The sequence below is a fragment of the Brevibacterium sp. Mu109 genome (assembly GCF_900169375.1).
Classification (GTDB): Bacteria; Actinomycetota; Actinomycetes; order Actinomycetales; family Brevibacteriaceae; genus Brevibacterium; species Brevibacterium yomogidense_A.
Genome location: NZ_FXZF01000001.1, coordinates 46,949 through 65,927, shown reverse-complemented (window position 1 = coordinate 65,927; position 18,979 = coordinate 46,949). Strand labels below are relative to the sequence as shown.

General features: G+C 68.6%; 15 protein-coding genes. 11 read left to right on the top strand and 4 right to left on the bottom strand.

Annotated elements, in window-relative coordinates:
• The first annotated feature begins 161 nt into the window (after window positions 1–161).
• From msrA to BSP109_RS00270, 7 genes are all read left to right on the top strand, one after another.
• The gene (gene msrA / locus BSP109_RS00300) at window positions 162–683 is read left to right on the top strand and encodes a peptide-methionine (S)-S-oxide reductase MsrA (RefSeq protein WP_101599001.1); all 522 of its coding nucleotides are present in this window, start codon (window positions 162–164) and stop codon (window positions 681–683) included.
• Entirely contained in the window at window positions 680–1,453 is a 774-nt protein-coding gene (locus BSP109_RS00295) for a nitroreductase family protein (RefSeq protein WP_257944491.1), read from the top strand. The genes msrA and BSP109_RS00295 overlap by 4 nt, the downstream gene beginning before the upstream one ends.
• A complete protein-coding gene (locus BSP109_RS00290; RefSeq protein WP_101599000.1) occupies window positions 1,450–2,856 on the top strand; it encodes an MFS transporter in 1,407 nt (468 codons plus the stop codon). The genes BSP109_RS00295 and BSP109_RS00290 overlap by 4 nt, the downstream gene beginning before the upstream one ends.
• Window positions 2,857–3,176: 320 nt before the next feature.
• The gene (locus tag BSP109_RS00285; RefSeq protein ID WP_101598999.1) at window positions 3,177–4,034 is read left to right on the top strand and encodes a hypothetical protein; all 858 of its coding nucleotides are present in this window, start codon (window positions 3,177–3,179) and stop codon (window positions 4,032–4,034) included.
• 316 nt (window positions 4,035–4,350) lie between these two features.
• Complete coding sequence (locus tag BSP109_RS00280; protein WP_146001064.1) at window positions 4,351–6,324, top strand: HNH endonuclease signature motif containing protein; 1,974 nt, start codon at window positions 4,351–4,353, stop codon at window positions 6,322–6,324.
• 200 nt (window positions 6,325–6,524) lie between these two features.
• Entirely contained in the window at window positions 6,525–10,091 is a 3,567-nt protein-coding gene (locus BSP109_RS00275; RefSeq protein WP_101598997.1) for an efflux RND transporter permease subunit, read from the top strand.
• Between the two features lie 56 nt (window positions 10,092–10,147).
• On the top strand, window positions 10,148–11,035 hold the full coding sequence (locus BSP109_RS00270) for a CPBP family intramembrane glutamic endopeptidase (RefSeq protein WP_257944490.1): 888 nt from the start codon (window positions 10,148–10,150) through the stop codon (window positions 11,033–11,035).
• 26 nt (window positions 11,036–11,061) lie between these two features.
• Here BSP109_RS00270 and BSP109_RS00265 read toward each other — a convergent pair whose 3' ends face one another.
• From BSP109_RS00265 to BSP109_RS00255, 3 genes are all read right to left on the bottom strand, one after another.
• Window positions 11,062–11,715, bottom strand: coding sequence for a hypothetical protein (locus tag BSP109_RS00265; protein ID WP_101598995.1), 654 nt, complete (start codon window positions 11,713–11,715; stop codon window positions 11,062–11,064).
• Between the two features lie 37 nt (window positions 11,716–11,752).
• Window positions 11,753–12,394, bottom strand: coding sequence for a VOC family protein (locus BSP109_RS00260; RefSeq protein WP_087007450.1), 642 nt, complete (start codon window positions 12,392–12,394; stop codon window positions 11,753–11,755).
• Window positions 12,395–12,642: 248 nt separating this feature from the next.
• Window positions 12,643–13,140 (bottom strand): inorganic diphosphatase, encoded by a 498-nt coding sequence (locus BSP109_RS00255; protein WP_087007452.1) that lies wholly within the window; start codon window positions 13,138–13,140, stop codon window positions 12,643–12,645.
• Window positions 13,141–13,300: 160 nt separating this feature from the next.
• On the opposite strand from BSP109_RS00255, the gene dacB reads away from it, so the two are divergent.
• From dacB to tilS, 3 genes are all read left to right on the top strand, one after another.
• Entirely contained in the window at window positions 13,301–14,836 is a 1,536-nt protein-coding gene (gene dacB / locus BSP109_RS00250) for a D-alanyl-D-alanine carboxypeptidase/D-alanyl-D-alanine-endopeptidase (protein WP_257944489.1), read from the top strand.
• Between the two features lie 85 nt (window positions 14,837–14,921).
• Complete coding sequence (locus tag BSP109_RS00245; RefSeq protein ID WP_180959573.1) at window positions 14,922–16,178, top strand: zinc-dependent metalloprotease; 1,257 nt, start codon at window positions 14,922–14,924, stop codon at window positions 16,176–16,178.
• Window positions 16,175–17,317, top strand: coding sequence for a tRNA lysidine(34) synthetase TilS (gene tilS / locus BSP109_RS00240; RefSeq protein ID WP_101598993.1), 1,143 nt, complete (start codon window positions 16,175–16,177; stop codon window positions 17,315–17,317). The genes BSP109_RS00245 and tilS overlap by 4 nt, the downstream gene beginning before the upstream one ends.
• Here the strand turns inward: tilS and BSP109_RS00235 are convergent.
• Window positions 17,302–18,225 (bottom strand): DUF368 domain-containing protein, encoded by a 924-nt coding sequence (locus BSP109_RS00235; RefSeq protein WP_101598992.1) that lies wholly within the window; start codon window positions 18,223–18,225, stop codon window positions 17,302–17,304. The two genes, tilS and BSP109_RS00235, sit on opposite strands and share 16 nt — an antisense overlap.
• A 174-nt stretch (window positions 18,226–18,399) precedes the next feature.
• Here BSP109_RS00235 and hpt point away from each other — a divergent pair, with 174 nt between their 5' ends.
• On the top strand, window positions 18,400–18,951 hold the full coding sequence (gene hpt, locus BSP109_RS00230) for a hypoxanthine phosphoribosyltransferase (protein ID WP_101598991.1): 552 nt from the start codon (window positions 18,400–18,402) through the stop codon (window positions 18,949–18,951).
• The last annotated feature ends 28 nt before the right edge of the window (window positions 18,952–18,979 follow it).

The window sequence follows — 18,979 nt, the reverse complement described above, 5'->3', positions numbered from 1 at the left end:
CGGACGCGGGTCGGAGGACACTCAAAGCTTCATGGGTGCACTGTAGCAAGCCGCGGGGTGAGGTCGCGCGACGTGTGGGACTGGAGCTGCACTGCTTGGAGCAGCACTGCTCGGAGCAGCACCGCTGGAATAAAACGCGCCCCGATCCTGTCTCCACTGATATGCAGACTCTTACCCTGGGCGCCGGATGCTTCTGGTGCCTCGACGCCGTCTACCAGCGCACGCACGGAGTCTCCTCGGTCGTGAGCGGATACACCGGCGGTCACGTCGACCACCCCACCTATGAGCAGGTGTGTGCCGAGACGACCGGCCACGCGGAAGCGCTCCAGGTGACGTTCGATCCGGAGATCGTCCCGGAGCACATCATCCTCGGGCTCTTCTTCACCGGCCACGACTCCACGAGCCTCAACCGGCAGGGCAACGACGTGGGCACGCAGTACCGGTCCGCGATGTTCTACCGCGATGAGGACGAGAAGAACCGGTTCGCGCAGATCATCGAGCAGGTCCAGGCGCAGATCGAGCGACCCGTCGTCACGACGCTCGAGCCACTGGGCACGTTCTGGGAGGCGGAGACCGTCCACCAGGACTTCTACTCGAAGTATCCCACCAACGGATACTGCCGCTTCATCGTGGAACCGAAGCTCGCCACAGCCCGTGCCCACTTCCACGAGTGGGTCGCGTGACCGAACTCGTGGGGGATTCGGGTGCGGTCGGGGAGCCGTACTCGGCCGGGGGCTCGGCTCCGTCTGTCCGCCGCACCGTCGTCAATTCGCCGGGCGCTTCCGCCTACCGGACCCCTGTGCTCGCCGCGATGGCGCGCCGCCGGTCCGTCGCGAAGGTCGGGTCGAAGGCGCCTGACGATCGTGAGCTCCTGACACTCCTGCGCTCCGTCGTGACGGTCGCCGACCACGACGCGCTGCGTCCCTGGCGCCTCCTCACCCTGCGCGGCGATGATCGCGTGCGGCTGGGCACGGCGCTCGACGCGGCCGCCGGCACCCAGCGCGCGCCCGGGGAATCCAACCTCAAGCCGCTGCGCGCGGAGCTCCTGGTCGCGATCATCGCCTCGCAGGTCGACCACCCGAAGGTGCCGCACTGGGAGCAGGTGGCCACGGCCGCTGGAGCGGGCCACCTCCTGTCGCTGGCGCTGTCCGAAGCAGGCTGGGGCGTCATGTGGCGGTCGGGCGTGCACACGAACGCGCAGCCGGTCCGCGAGCTCCACGGCGTCGCGGACGATGAGCGGCTCATGGGCTGGCTGTACGTGGGCGACGTCGACCCGTCGTTCGCGCGCAGGTCGGCGACGTCCTCGCGTCCGGTCCCGGATCCGACGGCGTTCCTCGGTTCGCTGCCGCCCGCAGACGGCACGACGTCACGGATGGCTGCCCGGTCGCAGACGGCGGACGGGTCGCAGATGACAGACCGTTCGCGGATGACAGACAGCCCGATGCCCCGATGAGGAATCGTTCGGAGACTGCTGCCCCTCCGCTGCCGACCGACATCTGGGTGCTCGTCTCCGCCGCGTTCATCGTGGCGATCGGCTTCGGCATCATCGCGCCGATCCTCCCGCAGTTCGCGGCGAGCTTCGACCTGGGCGTCACCGCCGCCAGCATCGTCGTGAGCTCCTTCGCGTTCTTCCGGCTGGTCTTCGCCCCGATGGGCGGCAGGCTCGTGGACAAGCTGGGGGAGCGGCGCGTGTACGTCGTCGGACTCCTCATCGTCGCGGCATCAACCTATGCGGTCGCGGCGGCCACGACGTACTGGCAGCTGCTGCTGTTCCGCGGTCTGGGCGGCATCGGCTCGACGATGTTCACCGTGTCCGCGATGGCGCTGATCATCCGCATAGCACCGCCGAAGGCCCGCGGGAAGGCCACCGGGGCGTATGCCTCCAGCTTCCTCTTCGGAAACATCCTGGGCCCTGTCGTCGGCGGCATGCTCGCGGGGCTGGGGATGCGCATCCCCTTCGTCATCTACGCGACGGGCCTGCTGCTGGCCGCCGCGGTCGTGTGGTTCCGTCTCGAGCGGAAGCCGCAGCTGGACCGCCCCGTCGCCGAGCCGACCGAAGCCGAGCCCGCGCCCGAGGCGGGCGAGCCTCGATCGGCGACTGGCACCTCGGCGGTGGGAGACGACGGTGAATCCGCTCCCGAGGTGAGTGAGACGACCGCTGTGACCGGTACCTCGGCGGTGGGAGCTGATTCCGAGCCCACGCCCGAGGTGAGTGAGACGACGTCAGTCGACGGTATGCCGCGGATGCGGTTCCGGGACGCATGGCAGGACTCCGCGTACCGTGCCTCGCTGGGCTCGGGAGTTGCCGTGGGCTGGGCGGCGATGGGCGCGCGGATCGCGCTGTACCCGCTCTTCGTCGTCGCGGTGCTGGGAGCGGACGAGCGCGTCGCAGGCATCGCGCTGACGGTGTTCGCCGCAGGGATGGCCGTGTCCGTCGCGGTGGCCGGTCGCCTGACCGATACGTGGGGGCGGAGGCCCTTCATCCTCGTGGGCCTCGCTCTGCTGGGCACGGCGACGATCGCGGTGGGCTTCTCCAGCATCGTGTGGGTGTTCTTCGCGCTGACCCTGATCGCGGGTCTGGGCGCTGGGCTCGTGAACCCGTCGGTGCAGGCAACGGTGGGTGACGTGATCGGCAACGATCGGCGCGGGGGAACCGTGCTGTCGCGGTTCCAGATGTCGATCGACGTGGGTGCGATCGCGGGCCCCGTGGTCTCCGGCATGCTCGTCGATGCGTTCGGCTACGACTGGGCGTTCCTCGTGACCGGCCTCATCGTCATCGTCGCGCTGTTGATCTGGCTGCAGGGCAGGGAGACGCTGCCGAGCAGGCAGGCGGAGGCGTCGCCGACCGGACGGTGAGGTCCGGCCTAGCCCGCTGGGGATGCTGCGAGCGGTGACGGGATCGCAACATCTGGAGTCGAGGGGGTGCGACCGGCATGCGGCACGATGGAGTCATGAACGAGTGGACTCCCGAGCAGCGCGATGCGTCCGATCGCGGCCAGCCGCCGCATGGGTGGCAGGGACGGGCAGATGGGTGGTCGGCACCGCAGCGACCTGTTGGGAGGCCACCTGCTGGGATGCGGTCTGCTGGGTCGCGGCCTGTCGTGCCGCCACGTCCTGTGGGTCCGCCGTCAGGAAGGCCGGGTGCTGTGCCGCCGTCTCCTGGGAGGCCGGGTGCAGTGCCCCCGCGTCCTGGGTCGCCGCCTGCTGAGCAGCCGCTCTCCGGGGGACTTCAGCGCGTCCCGCCCCCGAGCGAGCCGCAGCCCTCAGACGAGCAGCGCCGCGAAGAGGCGGCACGGCAGCAGCGCGCAGCCGCGCGGGCGCAGAAGGAGGCGGAGGTTCCCTCATTCGGCCGGGACCTGCTCAGGTCCGTGGGGCTCGCCGTGTTCGCGCAGGTGTTCTTCGGTTCGACGATCCTCCTCGTGCGGTGGCGGGTGCTCCACTACAACAACTTGGAGCCGGTCGAAGACGCGCACAGCTGGGCCCAGGTCGTCGTCATGGTCATCGCACTGATGTGGGTCTTCCTCCAGATGAAGCGACCACGGCCCGACCTCGGATTCCGCCGATCGGGACTGGTGCCCTTCCTGCTGATCGCTGTGGTTCTCGTGACACTCGTCCAGCTCGTCGCGATGCTCGTGTGGCCGCTGCTGATCGGACCCGATCTGAAGTCCTTCACAGTGCTCGCCGAGGTCTGGTCGGATCCGGTGGCATTCCTCATCGCAGCAGGCGTCGCCCTGTTCCTGAACGCGATGTTCACCGCGATCGTGCTGCCGATGATCACGTGCGGCTGGAAGGCCGCGCTCGTGTGCCTCCTGCCGTACCTCGGCATGATCGTGCTGGGCGGGTACCTGGCGGTCGTCGTCCTCGACTCGCCCCCGTTGATGACGGGTGCGGCTCTGTGGATGGGTGCGGGCCTGGTCGGCCTGGTCCTGCTGGCCGCCTCGTCTCTGGTCGTCGTCTGGTTCCGCCGAGATGACATCGGTGCGGAGAGGACGCGGGCTGCGAGCGGCAGCATGTCGGGACGTCCGTCGCTCTAGGAGTCAGGGCCGGCCGCGGTTGTCACCCATACGCGCCGGACACGTGCGCCGGAGCGATCCCGTCGTCCCCTGGGGCCGAACGGCCGTCTTTCATCTGTGGTCGCGCAGCCGTCTCACCTGCACTGTTGACGGCGGAACGCCGGGGCGCAGAGTTATGTCCGTGCATTCGAATAGTGTGTAGAACGTCAATGAGGATGGTCTGTCACTCACCGTGAACGGTGAGATGAAGGATCGCACGGTGGCTGTGTTTACCGCGTGTGTTCTGGGCGGGTTGTTCTGCCGGGTGGTTGAGGCTTCGAGGGGGAGGCGAGGGGCGATGACGGAGGATCTGGCGCGTGGTCGTCTTCGCGGCGAGCCCGAGGGTGGTTCCGTCCGGCTGTTGACGGTGGCTGATGTGCGCGCCGCGATCGGGAGGGTGGCCTCGGGCGAGTTCGGGGTCGCGGGCCCGTTGTCGTGGTCGTTCGGCTCCCAGCAAGCGGCGGACACCGTCGCCGAGGCCGCTGAGGACCCCGAGGTCGTTGAGGACCCCGAGGTCGTTGAGGACCCCGAGGCTGAGGTCTCGTCTGTTGGTCTGCTGGGTGAGTGGTCGGGAACCGCCGAGGTCGTGGGACGGTTGCGGGCTGTGGAGTCTGCCCAGCTTGCGGCGTTTCTTCTGAATCGTGTGCTGAATCGGAAGGGTGGGGAGGGGGAGCTGGAGAGGTTCCTCACCGCCCCGGAACCACGCCAGCCAGAGAACACTGCGACACAAGCCCAGGCTCCTGAAGACCCTCCTGCCGGTTCTGCGTTTGCTGCTGGTTCGTATGAGGATCCGCGGATCTCGACGCGTGCGCGTGAGCTGTTTGTCAGTGAGGACATGATCGTGGTCGCGGCGAAGCTGCGTACCAAGCTGGAGACGGCACGGAGAGTCTCGGCTCGGGCGGTTGTGGAGTTCATCGGTCTGCACAACCTGCTGTCCTCCGTCGTAGCGGGCCGGCTGTCGGTGGAGCGGGTGGAGCGTCTGCATTTCCGCATCGATGACGCCCTCCTTCCCCTGTCAGAGATACAGGCGTTAGACGGGTTCCTCGACGAATTGGATGCGGGGTTGTCGTTGGATCAGTTCGAGAAGCAGGCCAGGATGCGCATTCGCATCCTGGATCCTGTGGCTGCTGATCCTGATGCGGCGCGGAAGAAGCGGTGTGTGCGGATTGATCGGCGTGATGATGACACGGCGGTGTTGGAGATGATCGGTCCGATCGGTGTGATCGAGGCGCTGTTCCAACGGCTGCGTGCAATGGCGCGGGCGATCCGTCGGCAGGAGATCGGTGCGCTGGGTCTGGTGAAGGACGGACAGGACCTGGACGCGAAGGACCTGGCAGGCAGGCTTCTGGATGATCGTCGAGTCGCGGAGCTGATGTTCGACCTGATCGCCGGTGCTCGTCCGCAGACGCAGGTCCGTGTCGGCCCGAAGACCGGTGCGGAGTCGCGGCGGAAGGCTGCCGAAGCGATCGTGGAGGCCGCGTTGGCTGATGAGCCCGGCGTCGTCGCTGGCGACACCGTCGATCCTGCCGGTGCCTCCGGAGCCGGGTCTGATCTTCCTGAGGGCTCGTTCATCGATGTTCTGTGTCCCACGGATGGGGATTGGTTGCGGAAGCAGGCGCAGGTGACGATCACGGTGCCGGTTTCGACGGTGTTGTCGTTGGATGAGCGGCCGGGGCGGGTGAATGGGGATGTGCCGGTTTCTGCGGAGTTCTGCAGGGATGCGGCGGGGCATGCGGCGTCGTGGTTTCGGGTGTTGACGGATCCGGCGACGAGCATTGTGACGGATCATGTGGCGCAGACGTATGAGCCGACGGCTGCGATGCGGCGGACGGTGCGTGCGAAGTGGCGTACGTGTACGGTTCCTGGCTGCAGTTATCCGGCGGGGTGGTGTGAGATCGAGCATTGCTGCAGGTTCTCGAAGATTGATCCTGCTTCGGGTGGGTTGACGGTGATGGAGAACCTGCATGCGATGTGTAAGCACCATCATGAGTTGAAGACTCAGGGCGTCATCCGGTTGCAGCGTCTGGGCAGGAATGAGGTGGCGTGGGTGCTGCCGATGGGGCAGACCGCGTCGACGTCTCCGCCGCCGTTGGCGGCGGGGTTGGATCCTCCTGATCCGGAGGTGTTGGTGGCGCGGGCGGAGTGGTTGGATCGGGCACCGGTGGGGGAGGACTGCGAGGGCCCGGACTTGTTCACCACGGTTCAAGCACCGGAGGAATCTGAGACGTCCGGTGGGCCCGACGTGCCCGGTGAGGTTCCACCCCCGTTCTGACGTCCAGGGCAGGGGTGGGCCCCGACGCCTGAGAACCGCAGAGAAATCAGGCTGGTCCCACACGCGACTGAGCCTCGAGCGCACTGCCGCCGGTGAAGACGTTCGGGACATCCCGCGTGAACGGCGGATAGCCCCACTTCGCCACCGTCGCGAGCACCGTAGAATCGAACCCGTCGCATCTTCTTCTGGCAAGGACCTCCGTGCTTTCTCTCACCCGCCTGAGCCTGCGCAATCGCGCCCTCATCGCACTCGTCACCATCTACGCGGCCGTCTTCGGCATCATCGGCACCTCGGCGCTCAAGCAGGAGCTGTTCCCGCCAGTCGAACTGCCCCAGGCATTCGTCTCCGCCCAGTACGAAGGTGCGTCCCCGGAAGCCGTTGAACGCGAGGTCACCGCGCCCCTCGAAGAAGCCCTCACCGGCGTCGAAGAAGTCGAGAGCATCCAGTCGACGTCGTCTTCCGGATCCTCCCAGGTCATCGTCGAGACCGACTACGGCACGGACTCCGATGACGTGGTCCGCTCCCTGCAGCGCGCCGTGTCTCAGGTCGAGGCGCAGATGCCGGACGGAGTCGAACCGTCCGTCATGGCCGGCGGCCTCGCCGACTTCCCGATCGTCATGCTCTCCGTGAGCGGGCCGGAAGACGTCAACCAGCTCGCATCCGACCTCGAAGACATCGCGATCCCCGAGCTCAACGACATCGAAGGAGTGCGCAGCGCCACCGTCACCGGCGACAGGCCGCTGCAGGTCAACATCACGGTCCGTGAGGACGACCTCGAGGATGAGGGCGTGAGCGTCGACTCGCTCGCCGGTCTGCTGCAGGCCAACGGCGTCCCCTCCTCGCCCGGCCAGCTCGAGTCCGACGAGGGCGCCGCCCCCGTTGAGGTCGGCAGCCGCCTCACCTCAGTCGACCAGATCAGAGACCTCGTCGTCGGCGGCTCGGACGGGCCCGCGCCCGTCAGCGACGTGGCAGACGTCGAACTCGTCGAGGCACCCGCCTCGTCGATCTCGCGCACCAACGGCGACGACTCGCTCATGCTCCAGGTCATGAAGACCCCGGACGGCAATACCGTCGAGGTCTCACACGGAGTGGAGGAGGCCCTCGGCGGCATTCAGGAGACGTTGGGCGACGACGTCGAGTTCGTCACCCTCTTCGACCAAGCCCCCTTCATTGAGCAGTCGATCGAGGACCTCCTCGTCGAGGGCCTCCTGGGTCTGGTCTTCGCCGTCCTGGTCATCCTCGTCTTCCTGCTGAGTGTGCGGGCGACGATCATCACGGCCATCTCGATCCCGGCCTCACTCCTCATCACCCTCATCGGTCTGTGGGTGTCCGGATACACCCTCAACATGCTGACGCTGGCGGCGCTCACCATCAGCATCGGCCGCGTCGTCGACGACTCCATCGTCGTCGTCGAAGCCATCCGAAGACGGCACGCCCTGGGCGGCGACAAGGCGGAGAACATCCGTGCCGCAGTCGGTGAGGTCGCCACAGCGATCACCGCCTCCACGCTCGTGACCGTGGCGGTGTTCCTGCCCGTCGCGTTCGTGGGCGGACAGACCGGCGAGCTGTTCCGGCCGTTCGCACTGACGGCGTCCCTCGCCCTGATCGCGTCCCTGTTCGTCGCCCTGACGATCGTGCCCGTCCTCGCCTACTGGTTCCTCTCCCGCCGAGGGAAGGAGGCGAAGCTGACACGCGACCAGAAGCGCGCGTGGAAGGCGGATCGCCGCCAGTTCGTCAAGCAGTGGCGGACGGAGCGCAAGGAGGCTGCGAAGCGTCCGATCGACGCCTCGAACCCGTCCGGACGCCGCTCCACGTCGGAGCTTCCGATCGTCGGTAGCTACGGAGAGACCGAGCACACCGAACCCGTGGCGATCGACGAGATGGCCGCGATGCGCCAGCCCGTCACCCGGCTCCAGAAGACCTACGTGCCCGTCGTCAACTGGACGGTCCGCCACCCTGTCGCCGTCCTCCTCGTCGCGGTGCTCGTCTTCGCGGGAACCCTCGCGATGACGCCCCTGCTGAAGACCGAGCTCATGGGTGACACCGGTGAGCCGGTCGTCCAGATCTCCCAGGAGTTCGAAGCGGGCTCGGACCTCGACGAAGCATCCGAGCAGGCCCGCGAGGTCGAGGAGATCCTCGCCGACACCGACGAGGTCGCCTCGTCGCTCGTGAGCGTCAGCGGCGGCGGCGACGGGTTCTCGATGGGCTCGAGCGGCGGGATCTCCGGCCAGTACATCGTGAACCTGGAGGAGGGAGCAGACGCGGAAGCCGTCGGCTCCGCCCTCCAGTCCGAGATCGAGGAACTCGACGGGGTCGGCACGATCGAGGTGCTCTCCGCAGCCTCCATGGGCGGCAGCTCGACCATCGACGTCCGCCTCACCGGAAACGACACCGGACAGCTGGAGGACGCGGCGACGGAGGTCAGCGATGTGTTGGCCGACGTTGACGGGATCCAGTCCACCACCGACGACACGGTCGCGGTCCAGCCGATCGTCGAGGTCGCGATCGACCACGAGGAAGCCGCAGAGTACGGCCTCACAGAGCAGAGCATCGGCCAGATCGTGTCGCGCGCCATGGGCGGTCAGCAGCTCGGCCAGCTCGTCATCGACGATGTGGGACGCAGTGTTCTGCTCTTCCAGGGCGACATCGAGACCGTCGACGAACTCCGCAGCTTCGAGTTCGAGGCCACTCCGATCTCCAGCGGCGCTGCGGACTCGGGTGGGGGCCAGGCTCCGGGCGCGGGCCAGACCCCCGGTGGGGAGCAGGCTCCCGGTGAAGGGGGAATGCCGGGCATGCCTGAGGGCGCGGCCCCGGCCCCAGCGGCCCCGGAGCCCGAGACGATCGAGCTCAGTGATGTCGCCGACGTGACGGAGGAGACGACCGCGCCGACCATCAGCCGTGTCGACGGCCTGCGCTCGGTCACCGTGTCCGCGACGCCTGAGGGCGACGACCTGGGCACGGTGAGCGCGAACGTGCAGACGGCTATCGACGAGCACACCTTCCCCGACGGCGTCCGCGCGGACATCGGCGGCGCATCGGCAGAGCAGGACGAGGCATTCGCACAGATGGGCCTCGCGATGCTCGTCGCGATCCTGCTGGTGTTCGTCATCATGGTCGCGACGTTCCGATCGCTCATCCAGCCGTTCATCCTGCTGGTGTCGATCCCCTTCGCCGCGACCGGTTCCATCGGTCTGCTGCTGCTCACGGACACCGCGCTGGGCCTCACCGCGCTCATCGGCATGCTCATGCTCATCGGCGTCGTCGTGACCAACGCGATCGTGCTCATCGACCTCATCAATCAGTTCCGTGAGCGCGGCGCGGACCTGCGCACCGCGATCGTGCAGGGTGCGCGTCTCCGCTACCGCCCGATCCTCATGACGGCGGCCGCGACGATCTTCGCCCTCATCCCGATGGCTCTGGGCCTGACGGGCGGCGGGATCTTCGTGTCGAAGTCGCTCGCGATCGTGGTGATCGGCGGCCTGATCTCGTCCACGATCCTGACGCTCATCCTGGTCCCGGTCCTCTACTCCCTGGTCGAGGGCGCCAAGGAGCGTCGCCAGGAGAAGCAGAAGATCCGCGACCTCACCCGCGACCGGGCAGCGACTGCTGCGCCGGCGGACGCGGAGACTTCTGCTCCCGTGGTTGCGGGTGCAGAGACCACCGCTCCCGAGGCCGCGGGCACCGACGACGGCAGCGGAACAGACGCTGGTACCGGCACCGGAACGGGCGGGGTCTCAGATCCGGGCCGTGAAGGCGGAGAGCACTGACCGAGCAGAACCTCACCGGCGCCTCGGCGAGCACCCCGTCCCTCACGAAGAGGCAGGTGGTCGCCGAGGCCCTCGTGGTCGCGGGCCTGAGCCTGGCGCAGTCGGGCGTCTACGCCATCGTCCGGCTGCTCGACCTCCTGTCCCGCGCACCGTTGTCCGAGGCGCAGGCGAACCTCAACACGTCCACGAACGAGCGACCGTGGTTCGACCTCACCTACCAGCTGCTGGGGATCGGATTCGCGCTCGTCCCCGTCGCGCTGGTGCTCCTGCTGCTGAGCCGCGACCGCGTGCTGAGCGGCGGCGCCAGTATTCCGCCGGTCCTGCGGCGGCTGGGAGTCGCCGGAGGACGTGCAGCCTGGCGGGACGTCGGGCGCGGGAGCCTGCTGTTCCTCGTGATCGGGGTGGGGACGCTCGGCATCTACGCGGCCGGCCGCGGGCTGGGGCTCACCGCTCAGATCAACACGGACAACCTCGCCGACCACTGGTGGACGGTGCCGGTGCTCGTCCTGGCTGCCGTGAAGAACGGGCTCCTCGAGGAAGTGCTCCTCATGGGGTACTTCCGGATCCGCCTGCACGCGCTGGGCTGGTCGCCGTGGACCGTGATCGTCGCCCTCGCGATCCTGCGCGGCAGCTACCACCTGTACCAGGGGGTGGGCCCCTTCATCGGGAACGTCGCGATGGGGCTGATCTTCGGATGGTGCGCGCTCCGCTGGGAGGGCACGCCTGTGTCGCGCCGCAGCGCTCAGAGTGCGCGCGGGTCGGCCCGGGTCCTCGTCTCAGGGTCTGTCACGCGTCGAGGGGCGGACTCCGGCGTGGATTCCTGCACGTCACGCGTCACGGGTCCCGGATCGGCGGTCATGCCGTTCGTGTGGGCGCACATCATCATCGATGTGGTCGGGTTCCTGGCTCCCGGGATCCTCCACCTGGTCGATCCCCTGGCTTGAGCAGACCTGAGCAGGTGAGTGCGCTGTCATCGGACGGCGTGGCGGCGCTTCCAGCTCACGAAGAAGAGCAGGGCCATGCCGACGAGCAGGAGCCCGGACGACACCCACGTGAGCCCCGCGGTGGCCGTGCCGGACCCCGGTGCGCCCAGAGCCACGGCCTGCAGGACGACGCGCACGAGCGTGAGCACCACGGCCCCGCTCACTGCGACGATGTGCACCGACAGGGCCCGCCCCGCGACGATGTTCCAGGCTGTCAGCAGGAACGCCGCATGCGCGAACATGGTCGCCCCGGATGTCAGGAGCATCACCGCGGAGAACGCAGGACCCGGTGTCATCCCCAGAGCAGACGACAGGAATCCCTGGAGGGTGCTCAGCGCCAACGATAGGACCGGGGCCGCCACGATGACTCCCATGGCGATCAGTCGCCGTCCCATCGGTGCGGTGCGGTAGAGGAGGATCCCTGCGACCATGAGGCCCGTCGTGATGAGGCGCTCGAGCGTGGAGACCAGGCCGACCTGGAGACCCGCGGTCTGCAGGGTCGAGGACGAGGCGGAGTAGAACGCGTCGACGATGAGGACGAACACGAAGGTGAACGCGATCGAGAGCCCCACACCGCTGAAGAACAGGAGGCGCGGGGCAACCGTCGCCTCGGTGGCAGACGACCGGGGCGGTGCTGTCATGGACGCGGGGGTGCCGTGCGGGTGCAGGGTCCGCCCCTCAGATCGTGACGAGGCCGTGCGGCGTGGTGAAGGTCACGGACTGGATGCCTGGCGCCCCGTGGGGTGCGACCCAGTCGATGCTGATCTCGGAGATCGGCTTCTTGTCGTCCGTGCCCAGCCAATCGCGGACCCGGTCGCGGTCGCCGGCGATCGACAGCTCCGCGATGGAGACGTCGTTGCGCGGCCCCAGCGCGGCGGGGTGCTGTGCGGCGGGGGAGTCCCAGCGGATGAAGTAGGGCAGCTGCGGATCAGCGATGAGGCCCTTGATGCCGATCTGCTTCCACACGACCTCGTCGTGTCCCGGGGGCGTCCGATTGCCGTCGACCGCAGCGCGCTCCAGCCGAGCCTCCACGGGTGCCAGATCATCGACTCGGATGACCCAGCCCATCCATCCGCCGCCCATCTCGGAGCGTGCGCGGACGGCCTGACCGAACGGAGTGGAGAGGGTGGCAGGGTGCTCGAGAGGTTCGACGACCTCCAGATAGTGGCCGCTCTCCAGCGGGAAGACGAGGTTGCGAGTGCCGAAGCGGGGGTGGACCCCGCCGTTGTATGACTCGATGCCCAGTGCATCGGCGAGGCGCCCGGCGGTGGCCTCGAGACCGTCGGGTTCAGCGGCGAAGGAGACGTGGTCGAGATGCATATGTGCAGAGTGTCACATTAGCCGCGACGGGGGCAGTGAGGTCACCCTAACTCTCACGAGAAGCGCTGGTGACGGCTGTGCCCCGTGCGGATCGGCCCCTCCACCACACACATCGGACCCCTCACGGGCTGACCGGACACGCTGCGGTGAGCGGTGCGATCGGCCCGTGAGAGGTCCGGTGTGAAGACAGGCGGTTCGGCACGGCTCTGAGCACCTTCGCGCTCGTACTGCGTGTCCGAGTGACCCTCTTACGCGTCCGAGTGGCCCTCGGCCTTGAAGCGCTCGATCGATTCGGTGACGATGCGCTCGGCCTCATCCTTGCCGGCCCATTCGGAGCCCTTCACGAACTTGCCCTTCTCGAGGTCCTTGTAGCGGGTGAAGAAGTGGGCGATCTCCTCGAGGCGGTACGCGGGGATGTCCTCGACGTCCTGGATGTGGTCGAAGCGGTGATCGCCGCCCAGGACCGCCAGCACCTTGTCATCGCCACCGGCCTCGTCCTCCATCTTGAAGACGCCGATCGGGCGGGCGTCGACCAGGCACCCGGGGAACACAGACTCGTGGAGCAGCACGAGCACGTCCAGCGGATCGCCGTCCTCGCCCAGCGTGTCCTCGAAATACCCGTAGTCCGTGGGGTACTGCATCGACGTGTAGAGGTAGCGGTCCAGCTTCAGCCGACCGGTCTCGTGATCGACCTCGTACTTGTTGCGGGAGCCCGCCGGGATTTCGATGGTGGCGAGAAGTTCCATGTGGTCTCCTTACAGATGACTGACTGTCAGTGGCCCAGCCCGCACCACAGCCGACTGACTGCGGAACGGCGCGCGGCCGTGCGGATGGGAGCGCTCCCCGCGCTCCGGGAAGTCTCACCTAGCATAGTGAGCGAATCCAGTCCCGCGCGCAGGAGGCCGAGTGTCCCACACCACTGATGGCCGTCGACCGCGCGCGGCCGGACGTCGTCGGCCGCGCACCGCGTGGTGGGTGTCGGGCGGCGCCGCGGTGCTGGTGGCGGCGTTCGTCGCGCTGGACGCGGCGGACATCGTGCCGGGGCCGTTCACGACTGCGCCGCAGATCGAGGTGGACGCGCTGCCGAGCCCCGGTGCGATCGATCCCGAAGCAGAGGCCGCCGCAGCACCCCTGCCCGCAGACGCGCCGATCCCGTCCGGTCTCGACGAGATCGTCGAGCCGATCTTCGAGGACGCCGAGCTCTCCGGCCGCTGGAGCTATGACATCCGGGACGCCCTCACCGGCGACGTCCTGCTCGCCCGCGACGAGCAGACCGCCCACACGCCCGCATCGGTGACCAAGGTCCTCACCGGCGCCGCGGCCCTCGGCGCACTCGGCGCGGACAGGCGCTTCACGACCCGTGCCCTGGTGGATGCACCGCCTGCGGAGGCAGAGGCCGGCGCAGATACTGGTGCAGATTCCGGTACTGGAGCAGATCCCGGCGCAGATTCCACCGGTCCGGCGACCGTCCACCTCGTGGGCGGCGGCGATGTCCTGCTCGGGCCCGGCGAGAACGACCCGGACGCCGTCATGGGGCGCGCCGGGCTGACGACGCTGGCCCAGGACACTGCGGCGGCGCTGACGGAATCGGGCATCACGCAGGTGACGGTCTCCGCGGATCTCAGCAGGTACTCGGGTGACGGGTGGCACGCGGGGTGGGAGAGACCGGACATCGAGAGCGGTTACATCACCCCCATCGTCCCGCTCATGCAGGAGTCCGGCTACAGCGAGCCGAACGAGCGGTACTCGTCTCGTCACGAGGATGCCGCGGCGGTGGCGACCGACTCGTTCGCCTCGGCGCTGGCCGACGCGGGAGCCGACGCGGGCCTCGAGGTCGTGGTCGCGGAGCCGTCCGCCGCACCGTCCGGTGCGAGCGAGCTCGCAGCCGTCGAATCCGCTCCGGTGTCTCAGCTCGTGGAGTTCATGCTCGTCCACAGCGACAACGTCGTCGCTGAGGTGCTGGGTCGCGAGGTCGCCCTCGCGACCGATCGGGAGGCCACCGCCGCCGAGGCCCCGTCCGCCGTCATCGACGCCCTCGCCTCCCAGGACCTGGACACCGGCTCGATCGCACTGCAGGACACGTCGGGCCTGGACTACGGGAATCGGATCTCCGCGGGCGACCTCACGACGATCATCGAGGCATCCGCCCAGGCGGAGGGGGACCTGTCGATGCTCGTCCCGGCGATGCCGGTGGCCGCGTTCTCCGGCACGCTCGCACCGCGCTACACGAGCGACGAGACCGAGTCCGGCGCGGGCGTCGTCCACGCGAAGACCGGATCGCTGGCCACCGTGAGCTCGCTGTCCGGGACCGTGGTGACGGCGGACGACCGACTGCTCGTGTTCTCGATGATGGCCGACGAGATGGATCGGGGCACCTCCGACGAGGCCCGCCTCGCCTTCGACACGGCACTCGCACGCATCGCGGAGTGCGGCTGCGGGTGAGCGGGACGTCGGTCTCGCGTGTGCGGTTGCAGTGAACCTGTGTGTCCGTCCGCGGCGCAGTCCGTGCATGGGGCAGGATGGTTGCATGGACGGACACGGCACGGACCAACACAGCTCAGGCGGATCCAGCCCAGACGGATCCGGCCCAGACAGATCCAGCGCGAACATCCTGGACCTCACCCTTCTGGAGCGTTCGGTGCGGGAGCTGGTCCCCGGCGGTCCGCGCCTCCCGCAGAAGGAGACCGCAGAGGTCGTCGACCAGCTGCGGGACGCAGCGGACACGTCGATCGATCTCGTCCTGAACGTCATGCGGCTGGAGGCAGGGGAGGCAGACGCGGCCCGCGCACGGGCCGCCGCCGGCAGTGTCCTGATCGTCGACCGACTGGGCTGGGCGAAGGCGACGGGGCAGTCGCTCACCGCGATGGTGGGCACGGCGTTGCCGGACGACGTCCGCGCCGCGATGGAGGCCGGACGGGTCCCGAACACACTCGAGATGGCGGCAGTCCTCTCCGTCCTCTCGACACGGGTGCTGGGGCAGTTCGATCCCTTCGGCGGCGGGCCGCACCCCGCCGGAGCGGGGCGGCTCCTGCTCGTTGCACCCTCGATCGCGCAGATCGAGGCGACGATGAGCGTCACCCCGCGTGATTTCCGGCTCTGGGTCGCGCTGCACGAATCCACCCACCGCGTCCAGTTCGCCGCAGCGCCCTGGCTCCGCGACCACCTCAGCTCACTGGTCTCCGAGCTGCTGGGCGACGACCCCGCCCTCTCCGGGCTCACCGGCCTGAAGCCGCTCATTCGCAGCATTCCGGAGATCGTGCGCGGTGAGACCCAGCTCGTCGACGTCGTGACAGGACCGGAGAAGAAGGCGGTCCTCGACCAGGTCATGGCACTGATGAGCCTCCTCGAAGGGCACGCGGACGTCGTGATGGACGCCGTCGGCCCGTCGGTGATCCCCGACCTGGCCCGGATCCGGCAGCGCTTCGAAGCACGTCGGGAAGACGGGATCGGGCCCGGCGGCTCCATCGGCCGGCTGCTCGGGATGGACTCGAAGCTGCAGCAGTACCGCGAAGGCGCCGTGTTCGTCCGCTCAGTCGTGCGCAGGGTCGGACACGAGGGCCTCGCCGCGGTCTTCACCTCACCCGACATGCTGCCGACCGTCGCAGAGATCGCCCGTCCTGACGACTGGGTCGCACGTGTGCACGGCTCACAGGAGTCTGGCGCACAGGAGTCGAGTGCGCATCAGCCACCTGCGCATGAGGCAGGTGCGCAGACGTCGGATGAGCACGAGTCTGCCGACCCGGATGAGGCAGCGGCCGCCCCCGTGGAGGCGGCCCGCCCATGACGGGCCGGCGGCCGCGGCTCGATCCTGCGACCGCTCGGATCCGGAACGCACTGCGCGCTCACTGCAGGCCACAGGACACCACCCCTGTCATCGTCGCCGTGTCCGGCGGTGCCGATTCGCTGGCGCTCGCCGCAGCCGCCGCATTCCTGCACAGGCGGGGTGAGGGGCTCTTCCTCGCGTGCACGGTCGACCACGGGCTGCAGCCGGCATCCGCGCAGGTGGCGGCGCAGGTGGTCGAACGGGTGGAGGCGCTGGGACTGCCGGTCACCAGCGTGACGACGGAGGTCGATCCGCACCACTCCGGCGGACTCGAGGCGGCGGCTCGCAGCGGCCGGTACGCGGCTCTGGCCGGGATCGCGCACAGCGCTCCGCCTGCGCATGGTGTGATCCCGCAGATCCTCACGGGCCACACGCGCGACGATCAGGCGGAGACGGTCCTCCTGGGACTGCTGCGGGGATCGGGCGCGAGGTCCCTGTCCGGGATGGCCCCCCGCACACGGTTCGACACCGCGAACGGGCTGATCGAGATCGTGCGTCCACTGCTCGGCGTGACGCGAGACGAGACCCGGCAGAGCTGCGCGGCGCAGGACCTTGAGGTGTGGGACGACCCGATGAATGACGACACGCGCTTCACCCGGGTGCGCGCCCGCCGGACTCTCGAGTTGCTGCGCGATTCGCTGGGGCAGGACCCGCGCGCCGGGCTCGCGCGCACAGCCGACCTCCTGCGGGAGGACGCCGACCACCTGGACGCTGAGGCCGCGGCCGCCTGGGCAGACCTCCTCACCTCCGCACAGGAGAACGCGTCAGTGCAGGGGAGGGCCCCGCAAGACGGAGACGTCTCACTGCAGGGCAACGTTCCCGTGCACGACGACACAGCTGCTCCGGCCTCGCTGGCGGTCCGGGACCTCGCCGCCTTCGGCCCGGCGGTGACCAGCCGGATCCTGCGCCTCTGGCTGGTGGACCGCGGCGTGGCCGCGGGCGACCTCACCGCAGACCACGTGCGGGACGTGCGGGAGGTGGCGGCGGCCTCGGGCGCGGTCAAGCGGGAGGCATCCGTTCCGGGAGGCGGCGTGGTGCGCCGGACCGGCGACCGGATCCTCCACGTGGGATCCGGCCGCGAGGATCAGGGCCGGCCCTGAGCCAGCGGTGCTTCGGAGGCTCGGCGATCGAGCAGCATGAGCACGAGGACGAACACCGCGCCCGCCACCATGAAGAGGATGGGGGCGACGACATCGCCCGACGAGAACGGCCCGTCGGCCGGCTTCCAGGGCCACAGCGCCCGCAGGGATCCCGCCATGAGACCGGCCATGAGCACCACGGTGAGGTGCGGGAACTTCTCCAGCGCGGTGAGCAGCCCCTGGACGATGCTCGCCAGCCCGACCACCGCGCCGAGTCCGAAGACGCCGATGTACATGAGGTCCAGATCGCTCACCGCCTGCAGCGTGGGGGCGTAGAGGCCCATCGCCAGCAGGAGGAACGACCCGGAGACGCCCGGGACGACGAGCGCGCAGATCGCGACGGCGGCGGCGAGGAAGACGATGATCATGGACGGCGATTCCTGGTCTCCGTCGGCGACCAGCCCCGTCAGGAGGAACGCCGCGACGAAGCCCGCGAGGAACAGCGCGTAGTGGACGAGGCGCGGTCGGGAGGTCCAGCGCACCATCCGCAGCGGTGCCGCGATGCCCACGACGACGATGCCGAAGAAGAGCCCCAGGGAGCTCAGCGGGAACGATTCGACGAGGTGGTTGATCGGCCCGGCCAGGAGCAGCACGGCCGCGGCCATGCCGACGAGCACGGGGATGATGATGCGCCAGTCGACCTGCCCGAGCTCGCTCCGCGCAGAGCTCCAGCCGCGGCCGCGCACCAGGTGCTTGGCGGCGCCGACCACGTGGCCGGCCGAGCGGATGAGCGCCGTGTAGATGCCGACGATCAGGGCGATCGTCGAACCGGAGACGCCCGGCACGAGTTCGGTGAGGCCGATGAGGAAGCCTCTGCCCAGATCGAGTGGCAGCTGCGCCAGTGAGCGGCGGTCTGTGGGGGTGGTCACACTCGTGTCCTCGTTCGGGGGCGCGGGGTTCGGACCGAACGATAGTCGATGCCGGACATGGGAGTTCACGCCGGACGATCAGCCTCCGCGCCGACCGCTAGAGTGGTTGGCACATACGACGACTGTGCAGGCCGACCCGGCCTGAGTCTCACGACTGCGAACGAGGAGCTACAGGTGGACGAGCAGGACCTTGGCGAGGACATCACGACGATCCACGCGACGGAAGCACAGATCCAGCACCGCCTGACGGAGATGGCGGCGGAGATCGATCGTGATTACAAGGACCGTGAGCTGCTCCTCGTGGGTGTGCTCAAGGGCGCCGTCATGGTGATGGCGGACCTCGCACGCGCACTGCACTCACCCGTGCGGATGGACTGGATGGCCGTCTCCTCGTACGGCTCCGGCACGAAGTCATCCGGCGTGGTGCGCATCCTCAAGGACCTCGACACGGACCTCAAGGACCAGCACGTCCTCATCGTCGAGGACATCATCGACTCCGGTCTCACACTGTCGTGGCTGCTCACCAACCTGAAGTCGCGCGGTGCCTCATCGGTGGAGATCTGCACGATGCTGCGCAAGCCGGAAGCTGCCAAGGTCGACATCGACGTGAAGTACGTGGGCTTCGACGTGCCCAACGAGTTCGTGATCGGATACGGTCTCGACTTCGCGGAGAAGTACCGCAACGTCCCGTTCGTCGCGACGCTGGCCCCGCACGTGTACAGCTGACGCAGTCTCCCTGCAGACGGAGGCGGTA